The sequence below is a fragment of the Enterovibrio gelatinilyticus genome, from assembly GCF_028683095.1.
Lineage (GTDB): Bacteria > Pseudomonadota > Gammaproteobacteria > Enterobacterales > Vibrionaceae > Enterovibrio > Enterovibrio gelatinilyticus.
Window position 1 is genome coordinate 1 of record NZ_JAJUBC010000023.1, and the last position, 13,836, is coordinate 13,836.

Below are 13,836 nucleotides of genomic sequence, written 5' to 3' on the forward strand. Positions count from 1 at the left end.
ATTTTAATAGACATCAAAATGGTGTATTTAAACACCCCGAAGTGTCTCATAATAACGAACTCCCACTTTTTAAAAGTGAGCAACATATTGTTTTCATGTATTTTATTATGCACATCTCAAACTGGTTAAGTGAAAAAGCCCCAAAACGGTCTTCGCGAGTATTATGCACCGACATTGGCTAAGCTGGATGTATTCACAGTATCCAATAAGCAGAAAAACAGCAATGACATCGCCCTTTCTTCAAATGGTAAGCGAAAAAATGTATGTGCAACGCTACGCGAAACGAACCATACAAACGTACCTTCATTGGATCTCTGCTTACATTCGCTTTCATCAAATGCGTCACCCTTCAACAATGGGCGACAAGGAAGTTGAAGAGTTCCTCAATGATCTCGTTAACATAAAAGATGTTGCGGCAAACACCCAAGCACTGGCACTAAACGCCTTGGTCTTTCTTTACAAAGACATCCTTGATAGTCCGCTATCTCTTAAGCTGAATTTCGTATCAAGCCAAAAAAAGCAAAAGCTTCCTGAAGTGCTCACCCAGAGTGAAATAAAAAGGTTCTTAGAATACTGCCCGACAAAGCATCATCTTGCCTGCTCGCTCATGTACGGCAGTGGGCTACGCCTAATGGAAACCGTACGTCTGCGTGTTAAACATGTTGATTTTGATTTTCGCTGTATCAAGGTTATCGACGGCAAAGGCGGTAAAAACCGAGTCGTGACACTCGCACCAGAGCTATTCAATGCCCTTCGAGCCCAAATTCAACAAGTCGATTATGTGTTGAACCTAGATAATAACAATCCGCGTTTCTCCGGCGTATGGATGCCACACAGGCTTCGAGAAAAATACCAAACCCAATCCCGCGCATTGCCATGGCAATACCTGTTCCCGTCCCAAAATCTCAGCGAAGACCCTGAAAGTGGTCTCGTTCGCCGCCATCACATTGACGAAAAGCAGGTGCAACGAGCCGTACGAACAACCACAAAATTGGCTGACATAAAAAAACATGTCACGCCACACACATTGCGCCACTCATTCGCTACACACCTACTGCAATCAGGGGCTGACATACGCACCGTCCAAACTCAATTAGGCCATTCGGATGTACGAACCACGCAAATCTATACGCATATACTTCAAAATGGTGCGCAGGGTGTTACCAGCCCACTATCTCGTATCTAGCCACGCTACCGCCCCTAAGCGGAAGCTCAGTCATTCGTATGTTGAAAGAAAACATGTTATCGCCGTGTGACAATTATTGGAGGGCACGAAGTGATTTTTGCAGGAGAATTCTAAAAGATAAGAATCAAGAAAAGGGATTCAACAGAATAACGTTACGAAATATAAGCAAAAAAAACCGCAGCCTAAGCCGCGGTTTTTACACTCGTTGAGTTTGGTAAAAATCAGTCATCCATTTCAGCGATTTTTACTTTCCAAGTATCAGGGCCAATTTGGTGCGCATTGTCACCGCGTGAATCCACGGCAACCGTCACTGGCATATCTTCCACTTCAAACTCATAAATGGCTTCCATACCTAAATCTTCAAACGCGACCACGCGGGCTTTCTTAATCGCTTTAGCCACAAGGTATGCAGCACCACCCACAGCCATCAAATACACGGCTTTGTGCTGTTTGATTGACTCAACAGTTGCAGGGCCACGCTCCGCTTTACCAATCATGCCCATTAGGCCCGTATCACCCAGCATCATCTCGGTAAACTTGTCCATACGCGTTGAAGTCGTTGGGCCTGCAGGGCCAACCGCTTCATCACCCACAGCGTCAACAGGGCCAACGTAGTAGATAAAGCGTCCGTTAAAGTCGACACCGTCTGGCAAGCCTTCACCGTTATTCAACATTTCTTGAATACGCTTATGTGCTGCATCACGACCGGTCAGAATCTTGCCGGACAGCAGAACGGTTTCGCCAGTTTTCCATTCTTGGATATCATCTTTACTGATGCTGTCTAGGTTCACTCGGCGTACATTGTCGCCAACTTCCCACGTCACCTCTGGCCACTCTTCCAGTTTGGGTGGTTGAAGATCTGCAGGGCCTGAGCCATCAAGGGTAAAGTGAACGTGGCGTGTTGCTGCACAGTTAGGGATCAAACAAACAGGTTTTGATGCCGCGTGGGTTGGCGCTGTTTTTATTTTCACGTCAACAACCGTGGTTAATCCGCCCAAGCCTTGAGCGCCAATACCCAGTTTGTTCACACGATTAAAGATATCTAAACGCAGTTCTTCTTCTGCGTTTTCTGGACCACGATCGATCAACTCTTGAATGTCGATATGTTCCATTAAAGATTCTTTCGCCAGTACCGCTGCTTTTTCTGCCGTACCGCCAATGCCTATGCCTAGCATGCCCGGCGGGCACCAACCAGCACCCATCGTAGGCAAGGTTTTCTCTACCCATGCCGCGACATCGTCAGATGGGTTTAGCATGACCATTTTGGTTTTGTTTTCAGAACCGCCGCCTTTGGCTGCAATTTGAATTTCAACAGTATTACCCGGCACCATGTTGATGTGAACAACCGCTGGTGTGTTGTCTTTGGTGTTTGAGCGTTTGCCCGCGGGGTCGGCAACAACAGAAGCACGCAATGGGTTATCAGGGTTGTTGTAAGCACGACGCACACCTTCATCAACCATTTGTTGAACCGTCATATCACCTTCCCACTGAACATTCATACCAATGTTCACAAAACAGGTGACGATCCCCGTGTCCTGACAAATCGGGCGTTTACCCTCTGCAGACATGCGAGAGTTAATAAGAATTTGCGCGATGGCATCTTTTGCTGCTTGGCTTTGTTCCTTGTTGTACGCCTTTTCTAGGGCCTGAACAAAGTCGATAGGATGATAGTAAGAAATGTACTGCAGGGCGTCAGCGACACTGTCGATGACGTCTTCCTTACGAATGACAGTCATAGTTGCCTCTTTCATTGTTATGATTCCTTGGCGCTGCTTGCTCGCTTATTGATGCGAGCTAAACAGGGCTTCCAGTAAAGCGTTTGTATTATCAAAGCGTAGGCCGCTTTTTAAACAGCGACCTTCCGGTGTCTCTATTTATCAATAACGCTCACTCGGGCTTCATGCCCAAAAACGCGTGACTGTTGCTTTCCACATGGTGATCAGAGCTCAAACTGTCGATAGGTGACGTGAGAATAAACCCCGCGAATATGATACTCTTACGACTCTATCAGCGCCAATTGACGCTTCAATGCCGATCACAAAAACACGAAAATGACTGAATCCAGACGTACGCACCTCGCTTTGCAGTTTCTTGAGTACTCTCCGTCAGCACTCACGTCACTCTTTTCCCGTATTGAGCACCTTCCTTGGGCCATGCTGTTGCAGTCTGCTGCGCAGTCTCACCCTGATAATCGGTTCGATATTTTGGTTGCAGATCCTATCGCAACGCTGTGCCATGAAAATGGCATTAACCAGATTCGTCATCGCGACGGACGGACTTCAGCAAGTGAAACCGACCCATTTGAAGAACTCCACGCGCTGCAAACGTCCTTACTGCCGACGCTAAAACCTATTGAACCATGGCCCTTTTTGGGCGGAGCACTTGGGTATTTCAGCTATGACTTAGGGCGTCAGGTTGAAGTGCTGCCATCATTGGCAGTGAAAGACATTGATATTCCAGACCTTGCTATTGGCATTTATGATTGGGCGGTCATTGCGGATCACCAAGAAAAGCAGCTTGTTGTTATTCAGCCTCAAGGTGATCAACGCCTTGCATGGCTTGATAGCCATCATGCGCATGAAAAAGCGAATTTCAAACTGGAAGGGCCGTGGCAAGCCAACATGACACCGCAAAGTTACACAGAGAAATTCGATCGTGTTCAGGCATATCTTCAATCAGGCGACTGCTATCAAATAAACTTGGCGCAACGATTTGAAGCGCCTTATCACGGCAGTGAGTGGGAAGCTTATCAACGGCTGGCGCGCATCAATGGTGCCCCCTTCTCAGGGTTCATGCGTATGGATGATTGCGCCCTTCTATCGGTGTCACCCGAGCGATTCTTACAATTGCATGGGCAACAGATAGAAACCAAGCCAATCAAAGGCACGCGACCACGAAATGATGACCCAAAACGAGACGCTGAAAACATTCGCTGCTTGCAACATGCGGAAAAAGATCGCGCCGAAAACCTCATGATTGTGGACTTGCTCCGTAACGATATTGGAAGAGTGGCCTCGCCGGGTTCCGTAAATGTGCCTAAACTTTTTGATATTGAGACATTTCCAGCCGTTCATCACATGGTCAGTACTGTAACGGGAACACTCTCAGAAGATAGCCATGCCACCGATTTACTTCGTGCATGCTTTCCAGGTGGTTCAATTACAGGTGCACCAAAAGTACGCGCCATGGAAATCATTGAGGAGTTAGAACCTCACCGTCGCAGTATTTATTGTGGCAGCATGGGGTACATCAGCCGTTGCGGCACGATGGACACCAGCATCACCATTCGCACATTGGTGTGTCATAAGCAGCGCGTTTATGCATGGGCAGGTGGCGGAGTGGTAGCAGACAGCGAAGCCGCTTCGGAATATCAAGAAACATTAGACAAACTCAGTAAGATATTGCCGACGTTGTCATAGCCCAAATCTTCTTCGTTAACAGGGCCTTCGAAACACTCAGGAAATGCGCATGGACAAAGCAACACGGATGACAGATACCACCACGTTGAATCACTCAACGCTTCCCGCGCCAACTCAGCGTAAGAGTCCCATGCGCCCTCTTTCCCGACACTGGCTCGTACAGCGATTTAGCTTAAGTCCGGGCTGTCAGTATGACGAACGGGTCATCAGGCGCGCCACAGATGCCATGAAGCGCCAAACGCAAACTGAATTACGTCCCGCCGCCGTGATGATAGCCCTTGCTGAAAGACAGGGAGAATTGCACGTCTTGCTGACTAAACGTGCTACGCATTTAAAACACCACCCAGGGCAAATCAGCTTTCCCGGTGGCAAGGTTGAACGTTCAGACAAGGACATCATCGACACCGCCATCAGAGAAATGGAAGAAGAGATTGGTGTTACCGCAAACCGAACTAATCTTTTGGGCTGCTTAACGCCCCTTCCTACCGTGAGCGGTTACCTTGTCACACCCGTAATTGCGTTTGTTGATGCCAATTACGACGCCGTGATTGACGAAAACGAAGTCGATGCACTTTTTGAAGTACCACTTGCTCAGTTTCTGAGAAAAAATGCCATACGCAAACAGCCATTCCTTGTTCGCGGAAACACGTATGACATTTATGCCATGACCTACCAAGATCACCTGATCTGGGGGGTGACCGCCCAGATACTTTATGCCTTCAGCCAGCAACTTTGTCTAAACTAATTTTTAACTAATAAACTTTTTTTTAAGTCTTTAAACAGGTTTTTTAAACCCTAAAAAATGCATGTGTACTGAGATCAATTAAATTCGTCGCACGAATTATTATTGCTACAAAAAGTGATCAGCATCACTTTTTTCACTGCAAAAATGTAAATAATACGCATCAGATTCAGATCCGTTCCGTATTTTTATTGGTGATTAATTGATGCAAACTCACTCCACCGCAACTTCAAGCGCAGACAAAATGAAGTGGTCAGCGCAAGACACAACTTGGATGCTATCGCTGTTCGGAACAGCTGTAGGTGCAGGTATTCTATTTCTTCCAATCAATGCAGGCTTAAACGGATTCTGGCCGCTGGTTGCACTGGCGATCTTGGTAGGCCCGATGACTTACCTTGCTCACCGTGGTTTGGCACGCTTTGTACTGTCTTCTAAAAAACCAGGTAGCGACATCACTGAAGTTGTAGAAGAGCACTTCGGCGCGACAGCGGGTAAACTCATCACTTTGCTTTACTTTTTCGCGATTTACCCAATCGTTCTGATTTACGGCGTTGGTATCACCAACACTGTTGACTCTTTCATGGTTAACCAACTTGGCATGGAATCATTGCCACGTGTTGTACTTTCAATCGTTCTTATCCTTGGCATGATGTCTGTTATGCTTGCTGGTGAGAAACTGATGCTGAAAGTGACTCAGTTCTTGGTTTACCCACTGGTTGCTATCTTGGCATTCATGTCAATTTACCTAATCCCAGATTGGAACACATCTGCGCTGCAGCAAGTTCCAACCGTGGCTGACTTCATGACTACCATCTGGATCTCTATCCCAGTGTTGGTGTTTGCGTTCAACCACAGCCCTGCAATTTCTGCTTTCTCTATGGCTCAAACCCGTGACTACGGTGATGACGCTGAGCGTAAAGCAAAACAAATCCTTATCCGTACATCGGGTATGCTGCTTGGCTTCGTAATGCTGTTCGTGTTCTCTTGCGTACTAAGCCTAACGCCTGCTGACCTTGCAGAAGCAAAAGCACAAAACCTTGCGGTCCTGTCTTACCTTGCAAACAAGCACGAAAGCCCATTCATCTCTTACTTGGGTCCAATCGTTGCATTCGTTGCTATCGTTTCTTCTTTCTTCGGTCACTACATGGGTGCTCGTGAAGGCCTAAACGGTCTAATCATCAAGCAACTACGTTCACGTAACAAAACGGTAAACCTGAAGAAAATCGACATGTTCACCGTATCGTTCGTTATCATCACCAGCTGGATTGTTGCAACTATCAACCCAAGCATTCTAGGTATGATCGAGTCACTGGGTGGCCCAATCATCGCAACGATTCTGTTCATCATGCCGATGTACGCAATCAAGAAAGTACCTGCTATGCAGAAGTACGGTGGTAAAGCGAGCAACATCTTTGTGACCTTCATGGGTCTGGTAGCGATTTCAGCGATTATGTACAGTTTCCTATCGTAATTAATCGTGTAGAATAGCGCGAAATGAAAGAGCAGGATGCCAACTACGCATCTTGCTCTTTTTGCTTTCCTTTCCTGAGCCACGGAATGAACGGCTCGCAGAATGTCACCTCCACGGATGGATAAATCGAATTAATCCAAGTGCCCGTCTATGTAGACCACGGGCATTGACTGAGGTATGACACATGATCAGCGTTTTTGATATCTATAAAATCGGCGTTGGCCCTTCAAGCTCACACACCGTGGGCCCAATGAAAGCCGGTAAATCATTCATCGACGATCTACGCAGCATGGAAAAACTGCGTGACGTAACCAAAATCACTGTTGATGTATATGGTTCACTGTCTTTAACCGGTAAAGGCCACCACACTGATGTTGCCATCATCATGGGTCTAGCTGGTAACTCGCCAGAACACGTAGATATCGACAGCATCCCAGGCTTTATTGCTCGTGTAGAAGAAACCGAGCGTCTGCCAGTTGGTATGCACTGCCACACTGTGGATTTCCCACGTGAAGGCGGCATGAACTTCCACACCACCAACTTGCCGATGCACGAAAACGGCATGCAAATTCACGCTTGGGTGGGTGAAGAGAAGATCTATAGCAAAACCTACTACTCTATCGGCGGTGGTTTCATCGTTGATGAAGAGAACTTCGGTAAAGAAGACGACAACAAAATTAAAGTGCCTTACGAGTTTAACAGCGCTGAAGACCTGTTGAACCATTGTAAAGAAACTGGCTTGTCAATCAGTGCTGTTGTCATGGCAAACATGCGCGCAATGCACTCTGAAGATGAAATTCAAACCTACTTCGGTAACATCTGGCGCACTATGCGTGAGTGTTTAGACCGTGGTATGAGCAACGAAGGTGTATTGCCTGGCCCACTACGTGTACCACGTCGTGCAGCTGCGCTTCGCCAACAGCTTATTGCGTCTGAGAAATTCTCAAACGACCCAATGGCAGTGGTTGACTGGGTGAACATGTTTGCCTTTGCGGTAAACGAAGAAAACGCCGCCGGTGGCCGTGTTGTTACCGCACCAACTAACGGTGCATGTGGCATCATCCCTGCTGTATTGGCGTACTATGACAAGTTCATCCAAAACGTTGGCCCACGTGAGTACATTCGTTACTTTGCGGTATCTGGCGCGATTGGCGGCCTTTACAAGCAAAACGCATCTATTTCTGGTGCGGAAGTAGGCTGTCAGGGTGAAGTCGGCGTGGCGTGCTCTATGGCTGCAGCTGGTCTTGCTGAACTGATGGGCGGTAGCGCACAACAAGTGTGTATCGCTGCTGAAATCGGTATGGAACACAACCTAGGTCTAACCTGTGACCCAGTTGCTGGCCAAGTACAAGTGCCTTGTATCGAGCGCAACGGCATTGCAGCAATGAAAGCGATTAACTCAACCCGTATGGCACTTCGCCGTTCGTCTGAACCACGCGTTTCATTGGACAAAGTTATTGAGACCATGCTGGAAACAGGCAAAGACATGAACGCGAAATACCGCGAAACGTCTCAAGGTGGTCTAGCAATCAAAGTCATTTGCTAATGAATACTGTTCGTTAATAGAAGCGACCTTTTACTGAACGCCCGCTTTGCTTAACGCAGACAAAAAAACCGCCATCTGGCGGTTTTTTTGTGAGTCACAAACTTCTTATACCAATCGGATTAAGTCGGTGATCATGAGTTTTCGCCAAAAAAAACATCAATATCTGACGTAGCGCTATTGCCAGTTTTAACCAGCAAGAATGATCAAACGCTTAATCTGATTGGTATTAAGCCATCGCAAGTAACCCCTCCTCTCTCGACACGTGCTTTTCAGCCGCATCAATGGCTCGGTAAAGGCGCATTTTCGTCGCGCTTAAACCCAACCCTAGCACATTACTGATCTCCTCTAGAGACAGGTCATGCTCGAACCGAAGAACAAGAATTTCTTGCGCTGGTTTCGCCAAGGATTTCACAGTCTGAGAGATGCCCTCATCTGTGGTAACAGGGCATTTTTCCTCACTGCCCGGTTCTTCTTGCGTTTCTTCAGAAACGAAGCGCTTCGCGTGGGTAGCACGCTTTTTCAAGTAGCTTCGGCATTGATTGTCTGCAATGGCATAGAGCCAACTTCTGAATGCAGCTTCGCCGCGATAGGCATGGATGTAGCGGAAACTCCGCACTAAGGTTTCTTGCAATACGTCATCCGCATCATAAGGGCAACCTAACCAAGCCATGCATCGACGATGTAATGGTGACAAGTAGCAAGCGACCAATTGATCGAAGTAGTTGCGAGCTAATGGATGCTCCGCCTGAATCTTTGCTATTTGTTCACGCTCACTGTTATTAGAACAGGTTGAATCCACTGAATGCATGTTAATACCCTCCTGGTATTCGAGTGGTGAACACAACCTAGCCAATGCACGGCGAACAATCAAACAGTGTTTTCTATTCAAAAAAGTATAAAAATCACTCAAAAATAGAACAGGTCATACCTCATGTAATGAACAGTGTTTTATTATCAGTCACTTAACCGAAACTATTCAGAACAACATACAATAACCCTGAATATAATGAGCATTTTTCATGTCTCATGAATTCTCATCCATGGAACATAATATTAAATACGGACGCTGGTACGACCATATTTCAGGTATAAAAAAACCCGCTCAATGAGCGGGTTTCGGTATCATTATGAACGCTTGTCGTTACGCGACAACTTCCTGTGCGTTTGTCGCTTCTACTTTCACTGGTTTAGTGATGAAAGACAGAACAACTGCTACACCCAGCATCGCTGCACAGATAGTGTAAGCCATTACGTAGTTACCCGTCATGTCCACTGCGGTAGCCGCAACAACAGGACCAATGAAACCACTTACACCCCAAGCGGTGTAAAGCACGCCGTAGTTACCACCGTAGTTTTTCAGACCGTAGTAATCAGCAGTGATAGATGGGAATACCGCCAGAAGTGTGCCATAGCCTACACCCGCAACCGCTGCACCCACCATCAAGGTGAACTCAGTGTTGTAAGTTGCAAACATCATCATGTTGATGCCTTGCATGATGAAAGCTAGCATCAGCGTTTTCAGGCCACCAATCTTGTCAGATAGGATGCCAGCTGCAACACGACCACCAGAGTTGAAGATAGACAGAACAACAACCAAGAAAGCAACCTGAGTCAAATCAGACTGGTTGATTGCGATAGAGGTAATGTTACCGATAATCATCAGGCCAGCAGATGAAGCCAGTGCATACATCAGCCACAAAGAATAGAACTGCGGTGTTTTCAGCATTGCACGCCATTTCATGTCTGCTTCACCCGCACCGCTCTTAGCCACATAGCCAGCTGGCGCTTCAGGTACATAATCAGCAGGTGGGTTGTTGATGGTGCAAGCCAAAGGCACAGCAAGAACCAAAATACCAACACCCAGAATCAGGAAGCTCGTGTTCACGCCGTACGTGGTGATCAGCATAGACGTTAGCGGTGCAAGGTAAACCGCAGCCAAGCCGAAACCTGCAGCGATAAGACCGTTAACCAAACCTTTCTTAGAAGGGTGGAACCACTTCATTGCTGCTGGAGCAAGACACGCGTAGCCGAAGCCGATACCACAGCCCGTGATCACACCGAAGCTAAGTAGCAATGTCATTGGAGTCGTTGCAAAGCTAGACACGATCATGCCAAGACCTACCATGATGGTACCCAGGATCAACACTTTACGTGGACCCATGCGGTCTTGCAGGTTACCCGCCACTAGAAGAGACAGCGCAAAACAGATAGTTGCGACGGTGTAAGGCATCGATGCGTCAGCGTTTGTCCAACCCTGCTCTACCAAAGACTGTTTGAATACAGACCATGCGTACAGAATGCCTATACACATGTTGATAAAGAAACCGGCAGCTAGAACGCCCGCAGCTTTGTTCAGTTTTTTCATGTTACGACTCAATAAAATCACGAGTAAGAGGTGTCGCTGGAAAAACCCAAAGTCAAAGACCTAACAACGTCACCCACAAAATAGCCAAACCACTAAAATCTCATGACTTTATCCGCCATGCTGACCAAAATGACTCAACTCCATAAATTATTTTTGGTATTTCTCAAATCAAGTGAGAAGAACCAAAGCGCGCGGAGTCTATCAAGGAATCAGAGCGTGATCAAAATCTACTTTTGTTTAATGCGAAAAAAGTTTTTCCCACGGTTAAAAAAGAAGCAAAACAGGCAGAATAGGTGGTGATAAACGGAGGGGAGAAATCGCTCCAACCCCTTATAAACACTGGGCAGAGCGACGAAATATATTGTTACATCCAGCAATGTGTTAACACGAATAGCGCAAAAAGTTACCAGTTCGTAGCGAGTGCAAACGCTACTTAATATCAAAACCTTTGCTTTGCAAAAAATCATGCATAAAGGGGCGCGATTCTTTATCTAACGAGCCAGAAATTTGATCGCTCCAGCTCATTTCTTTATTGCCACCCGTGCGCGTTCGATAGTATTCACGAATGGTTTGGTCGTACGTTGCTAGTGTGTCGACATCCATCAACTGATAGGTATCTTCATGCACATATAAAGATGAAGGTAGGCGCGGTTTCACCTCGGGATTTTGTGCAGGATGCCCCAGGCACAAACCAAACAAAGGGATCACATGCATCGGCAGTCCGAGCAATTCACTCACTTTCTCGGGGTTGTTTCTAAGTCCCCCGATATATACTCCCCCTAGCCCTAACGATTCCGCTGCCGCTAACGCGTTTTGCGCAGCCAATGCGCTGTCTATTGCACCGATCAAGGTCTGTTCAGCAAAACCCAGCTTGGCATCCGGCTTGATCTGAAAGTGGCGATTGAAGTCGGCGCACCATACGAAAAACTCAGCAGCCTCGGCAACATAAGGTTGTCCTCCTGCGTATTCAGCCAGCAAACGACGTTTTTCCTGATCAACGACGCGAATGACACTCGTGCACTGAATGAAACTTGAGGTCGAAGCGGCTCTCGCACAATCTAAAATTACGTTGCGCTGTTCATCAGAAATCGGCGTACTTTCGAATTTTCTTATCGAGCGATGGGCGAGAAGCATCTCTATCACTGAATTCATGTAATTTCTTCCTTTCTGATGACGCGGCAGCCTAGGGATTTGGCCGCCCGAATGTACCTAGTTGCTATGTTATTCACGTGCAAAGGGAAAAATCAAAGCAGACACACAAGGGGTCTGCTTTGCATCACATATCAATAGAGATCCGTGCTTTCAGCAAGATCGGATGATTCACAGACGCGGTGGAGAATATGAAGCAAGCGTTTCTCGCTTAGAGGAAGCGGGTTGCCTTTAATGGAGCTTGAGCGAAGCGCTGAGGCCGCAACCTGCTCAAACAACGTGTCGCACAAACCCAGTGAAGGCAAAGAACAGAGTTCTAACCGTTTCAACGTACGCTGCACCCACACAATGCCATCACTCGGCTCCGCATTGTGGCGCCCTGTCAGAATGCAGGCTAATTGGCGATATCGGTTTAACAGGCTCATTCTACCAACCTCTCGTGCCGCCAGAATGTTCTCCGCCATAACATAAGGCGCAAGCTGCGCGGTAATCGCACCATGTGGGGCATCAAGCACCGCACCCAATGCTGCCGCCAAACCATGTGCTGCGCCCAGTTTGGCATTCGACTGCGCCATGCCTCCCAGCATAGAAGCAAATGCCATGTCTGCCCTCGCCTTCGGGTCGTCATCTTCACAGGCATGAATAATCGCGGGGGCTAACCGACGTAACCCTTCTTCACACACCATGTCGGTAAGCGGGTTGGGGTCACCACATACATAGGCTTCCATCAGATGTGTAAATGCATCCATGCCGCAACGCGCTGAGACCGCTTTGCTGGTTCCATAAGTTAACGTTGGGTCGATAATAGCCATATCGGGGATCAAATCTGGGCTTCTAATTGCCGCTTTCACATTCTCTTGCGCAGAAATCAACACAGCGTTACGAGTCACTTCTGAGCCCGTCCCCGCAGTGGTGGGAATCGCTATGCAAGGGAGTGGCTTGGCGGTGAGCGGAAGTGAACGCCCTACCACGTCAACATAGTCATAAACACTTCCTTGATTGGGGATCAACGCTGAGAGCGCCTTACCCACATCCATCACGCTGCCACCGCCTATCGCAATGATCATGTCAGGTTTAAACAATCGCCCTAGTGCCGCCATTTCCTCCACCATGGCAATCAAGGGTTCATCGTGCACAGCCAATTGCTGAAAGCGTAAGTTTTGTTGCTTGAGGTAACCAAGAAGCGGCGCTGCACGTTGTTCATCTCGCCCCGTTACCACCAACGCGCTGTAGCCGTAGTTGTTTAACAAAGAAAGAGAATGATTGAGCGCACCTTCACCAAAAATAATCCGTGTCGCTGTCATAAACTGAAACATGGAACCTCCCCAATGATGCATCTCTCACTAGCTTCGCTCAGGTCAAAGATAGGTAAATTGATGCAGCGCAGGGAAGTGAATATCCAACAAGCTTGTTTTAAACATGTGTCGTACCAATCACATACCGGCAACAAGCCAACTTTTTTATGAGTGAGGAACAACAAAATACGATTGATAGATTTCATCGATGAGAATAAAAGGCAAAACCTTCTTTTAACTTACGATCGCATCAGGCATAGTTTGCACAAGTCAGATGATGAAGCGCATGGATGTGAACGGCGCCATCTCAAAAAATCAATGATTAATAGGATCGTATATTATGTTCGTAGTTATTTTTGGTCGTCCTGGTTGCCCATTCTGTGTGCGCGCTAAAGATCTGGCAGACAAACTGAAAGAAGAGCGTGACGACTTCAACTACCGCTATGTTGATATTCATGCAGAAGGCATCAGTAAAGCTGACCTAGAGCAAACTGTCGGTAAACCAGTAGAAACAGTGCCACAAATCTTCGTAGATCAAGATCATGTTGGCGGTTTCACCGAGTTTGAAGCTTACGCTAAAGCTAACTTGGGTCTGTACGACTAAGCACCAAATTTCCGCTGTTTTTGAAAACAGACAAACGTAAAAGCCAGCATTCGCTGGCT

11 protein-coding genes are annotated in these 13,836 nt (G+C 47.1%); 6 read left to right on the forward strand and 5 right to left on the reverse strand.

Annotated elements, in window-relative coordinates; all coding sequences use genetic code 11:
- The first annotated feature begins 223 nt into the window (after positions 1-223).
- Positions 224-1,186: an integron integrase gene (locus LRP50_RS17660; RefSeq protein ID WP_274165772.1), complete on the forward strand. Its 963-nt coding sequence runs from the start codon at positions 224-226 to the stop codon at positions 1,184-1,186.
- A 221-nt stretch (positions 1,187-1,407) separates the two neighbouring features.
- Here LRP50_RS17660 and LRP50_RS17665 read toward each other — a convergent pair whose 3' ends face one another.
- A complete protein-coding gene (locus LRP50_RS17665) occupies positions 1,408-2,922 on the reverse strand; it encodes a fumarate hydratase (protein WP_274165844.1) in 1,515 nt (504 codons plus the stop codon).
- 315 nt (positions 2,923-3,237) lie between these two features.
- Here LRP50_RS17665 and pabB point away from each other — a divergent pair, with 315 nt between their 5' ends.
- The 4 genes from pabB (at position 3,238) to LRP50_RS17685 (ending at position 8,364) form a co-directional block, all read left to right on the forward strand.
- The gene (pabB, locus tag LRP50_RS17670) at positions 3,238-4,605 is read left to right on the forward strand and encodes an aminodeoxychorismate synthase component I (RefSeq protein WP_274165773.1); all 1,368 of its coding nucleotides are present in this window, start codon (positions 3,238-3,240) and stop codon (positions 4,603-4,605) included.
- A 49-nt stretch (positions 4,606-4,654) separates the two neighbouring features.
- Complete coding sequence (locus LRP50_RS17675) at positions 4,655-5,350, forward strand: CoA pyrophosphatase (protein WP_274165774.1); 696 nt, start codon at positions 4,655-4,657, stop codon at positions 5,348-5,350.
- 202 nt (positions 5,351-5,552) lie between these two features.
- The gene (locus LRP50_RS17680; RefSeq protein WP_274165775.1) at positions 5,553-6,818 is read left to right on the forward strand and encodes a serine/threonine transporter; all 1,266 of its coding nucleotides are present in this window, start codon (positions 5,553-5,555) and stop codon (positions 6,816-6,818) included.
- 184 nt (positions 6,819-7,002) lie between these two features.
- Complete coding sequence (locus LRP50_RS17685; RefSeq protein WP_274165776.1) at positions 7,003-8,364, forward strand: L-serine ammonia-lyase; 1,362 nt, start codon at positions 7,003-7,005, stop codon at positions 8,362-8,364.
- Positions 8,365-8,590: 226 nt separating this feature from the next.
- Here the strand turns inward: LRP50_RS17685 and LRP50_RS17690 are convergent, their stop codons facing one another.
- The 4 genes from LRP50_RS17690 to LRP50_RS17705 all read right to left on the reverse strand — a co-directional run bounded on the left by LRP50_RS17690 (position 8,591) and on the right by LRP50_RS17705 (position 13,194).
- Positions 8,591-9,172 carry an RNA polymerase sigma factor gene (locus tag LRP50_RS17690; RefSeq protein ID WP_028023403.1) on the reverse strand — a complete coding sequence of 194 codons (582 nt, stop codon included), beginning with the start codon at positions 9,170-9,172 and terminating at the stop codon, positions 8,591-8,593.
- A gap of 333 nt (positions 9,173-9,505) precedes the next feature.
- Positions 9,506-10,729, reverse strand: coding sequence for an L-lactate MFS transporter (locus tag LRP50_RS17695; protein WP_274165777.1), 1,224 nt, complete (start codon positions 10,727-10,729; stop codon positions 9,506-9,508).
- A gap of 429 nt (positions 10,730-11,158) precedes the next feature.
- Positions 11,159-11,881 (reverse strand): oxygen-insensitive NADPH nitroreductase, encoded by a 723-nt coding sequence (gene nfsA, locus LRP50_RS17700; RefSeq protein WP_274165778.1) that lies wholly within the window; start codon positions 11,879-11,881, stop codon positions 11,159-11,161.
- Between the two features lie 131 nt (positions 11,882-12,012).
- Entirely contained in the window at positions 12,013-13,194 is a 1,182-nt protein-coding gene (locus tag LRP50_RS17705) for an iron-containing alcohol dehydrogenase (protein ID WP_274165779.1), read from the reverse strand.
- A 319-nt stretch (positions 13,195-13,513) separates the two neighbouring features.
- Here LRP50_RS17705 and LRP50_RS17710 point away from each other — a divergent pair, with 319 nt between their 5' ends.
- Complete coding sequence (locus tag LRP50_RS17710) at positions 13,514-13,777, forward strand: GrxA family glutaredoxin (RefSeq protein ID WP_274165780.1); 264 nt, start codon at positions 13,514-13,516, stop codon at positions 13,775-13,777.
- Positions 13,778-13,836: the final 59 nt, after the last annotated feature.

Bases quoted from the DNA above. Each gene is read 5' to 3' on its own strand.
- LRP50_RS17705 (WP_274165779.1), bottom strand. From the start codon at position 13,194: ATGTTTCAGTTTATGACAGCGACACGGATTATTTTTGGTGAAGGTGCG.
- LRP50_RS17665 (WP_274165844.1), bottom strand. From the start codon at position 2,922: ATGACTGTCATTCGTAAGGAAGACGTCATCGACAGTGTCGCTGACGCC.
- LRP50_RS17685 (WP_274165776.1), top strand. From the start codon at position 7,003: ATGATCAGCGTTTTTGATATCTATAAAATCGGCGTTGGCCCTTCAAGC.
- LRP50_RS17675 (WP_274165774.1), top strand. From the start codon at position 4,655: ATGGACAAAGCAACACGGATGACAGATACCACCACGTTGAATCACTCA.
- LRP50_RS17680 (WP_274165775.1), top strand. From the start codon at position 5,553: ATGCAAACTCACTCCACCGCAACTTCAAGCGCAGACAAAATGAAGTGG.
- LRP50_RS17660 (WP_274165772.1), top strand. From the start codon at position 224: ATGACATCGCCCTTTCTTCAAATGGTAAGCGAAAAAATGTATGTGCAA.
- pabB (WP_274165773.1), top strand. From the start codon at position 3,238: ATGACTGAATCCAGACGTACGCACCTCGCTTTGCAGTTTCTTGAGTAC.
- LRP50_RS17695 (WP_274165777.1), bottom strand. From the start codon at position 10,729: ATGAAAAAACTGAACAAAGCTGCGGGCGTTCTAGCTGCCGGTTTCTTT.
- nfsA (WP_274165778.1), bottom strand. From the start codon at position 11,881: ATGAATTCAGTGATAGAGATGCTTCTCGCCCATCGCTCGATAAGAAAA.
- LRP50_RS17690 (WP_028023403.1), bottom strand. From the start codon at position 9,172: ATGCATTCAGTGGATTCAACCTGTTCTAATAACAGTGAGCGTGAACAA.
- LRP50_RS17710 (WP_274165780.1), top strand. From the start codon at position 13,514: ATGTTCGTAGTTATTTTTGGTCGTCCTGGTTGCCCATTCTGTGTGCGC.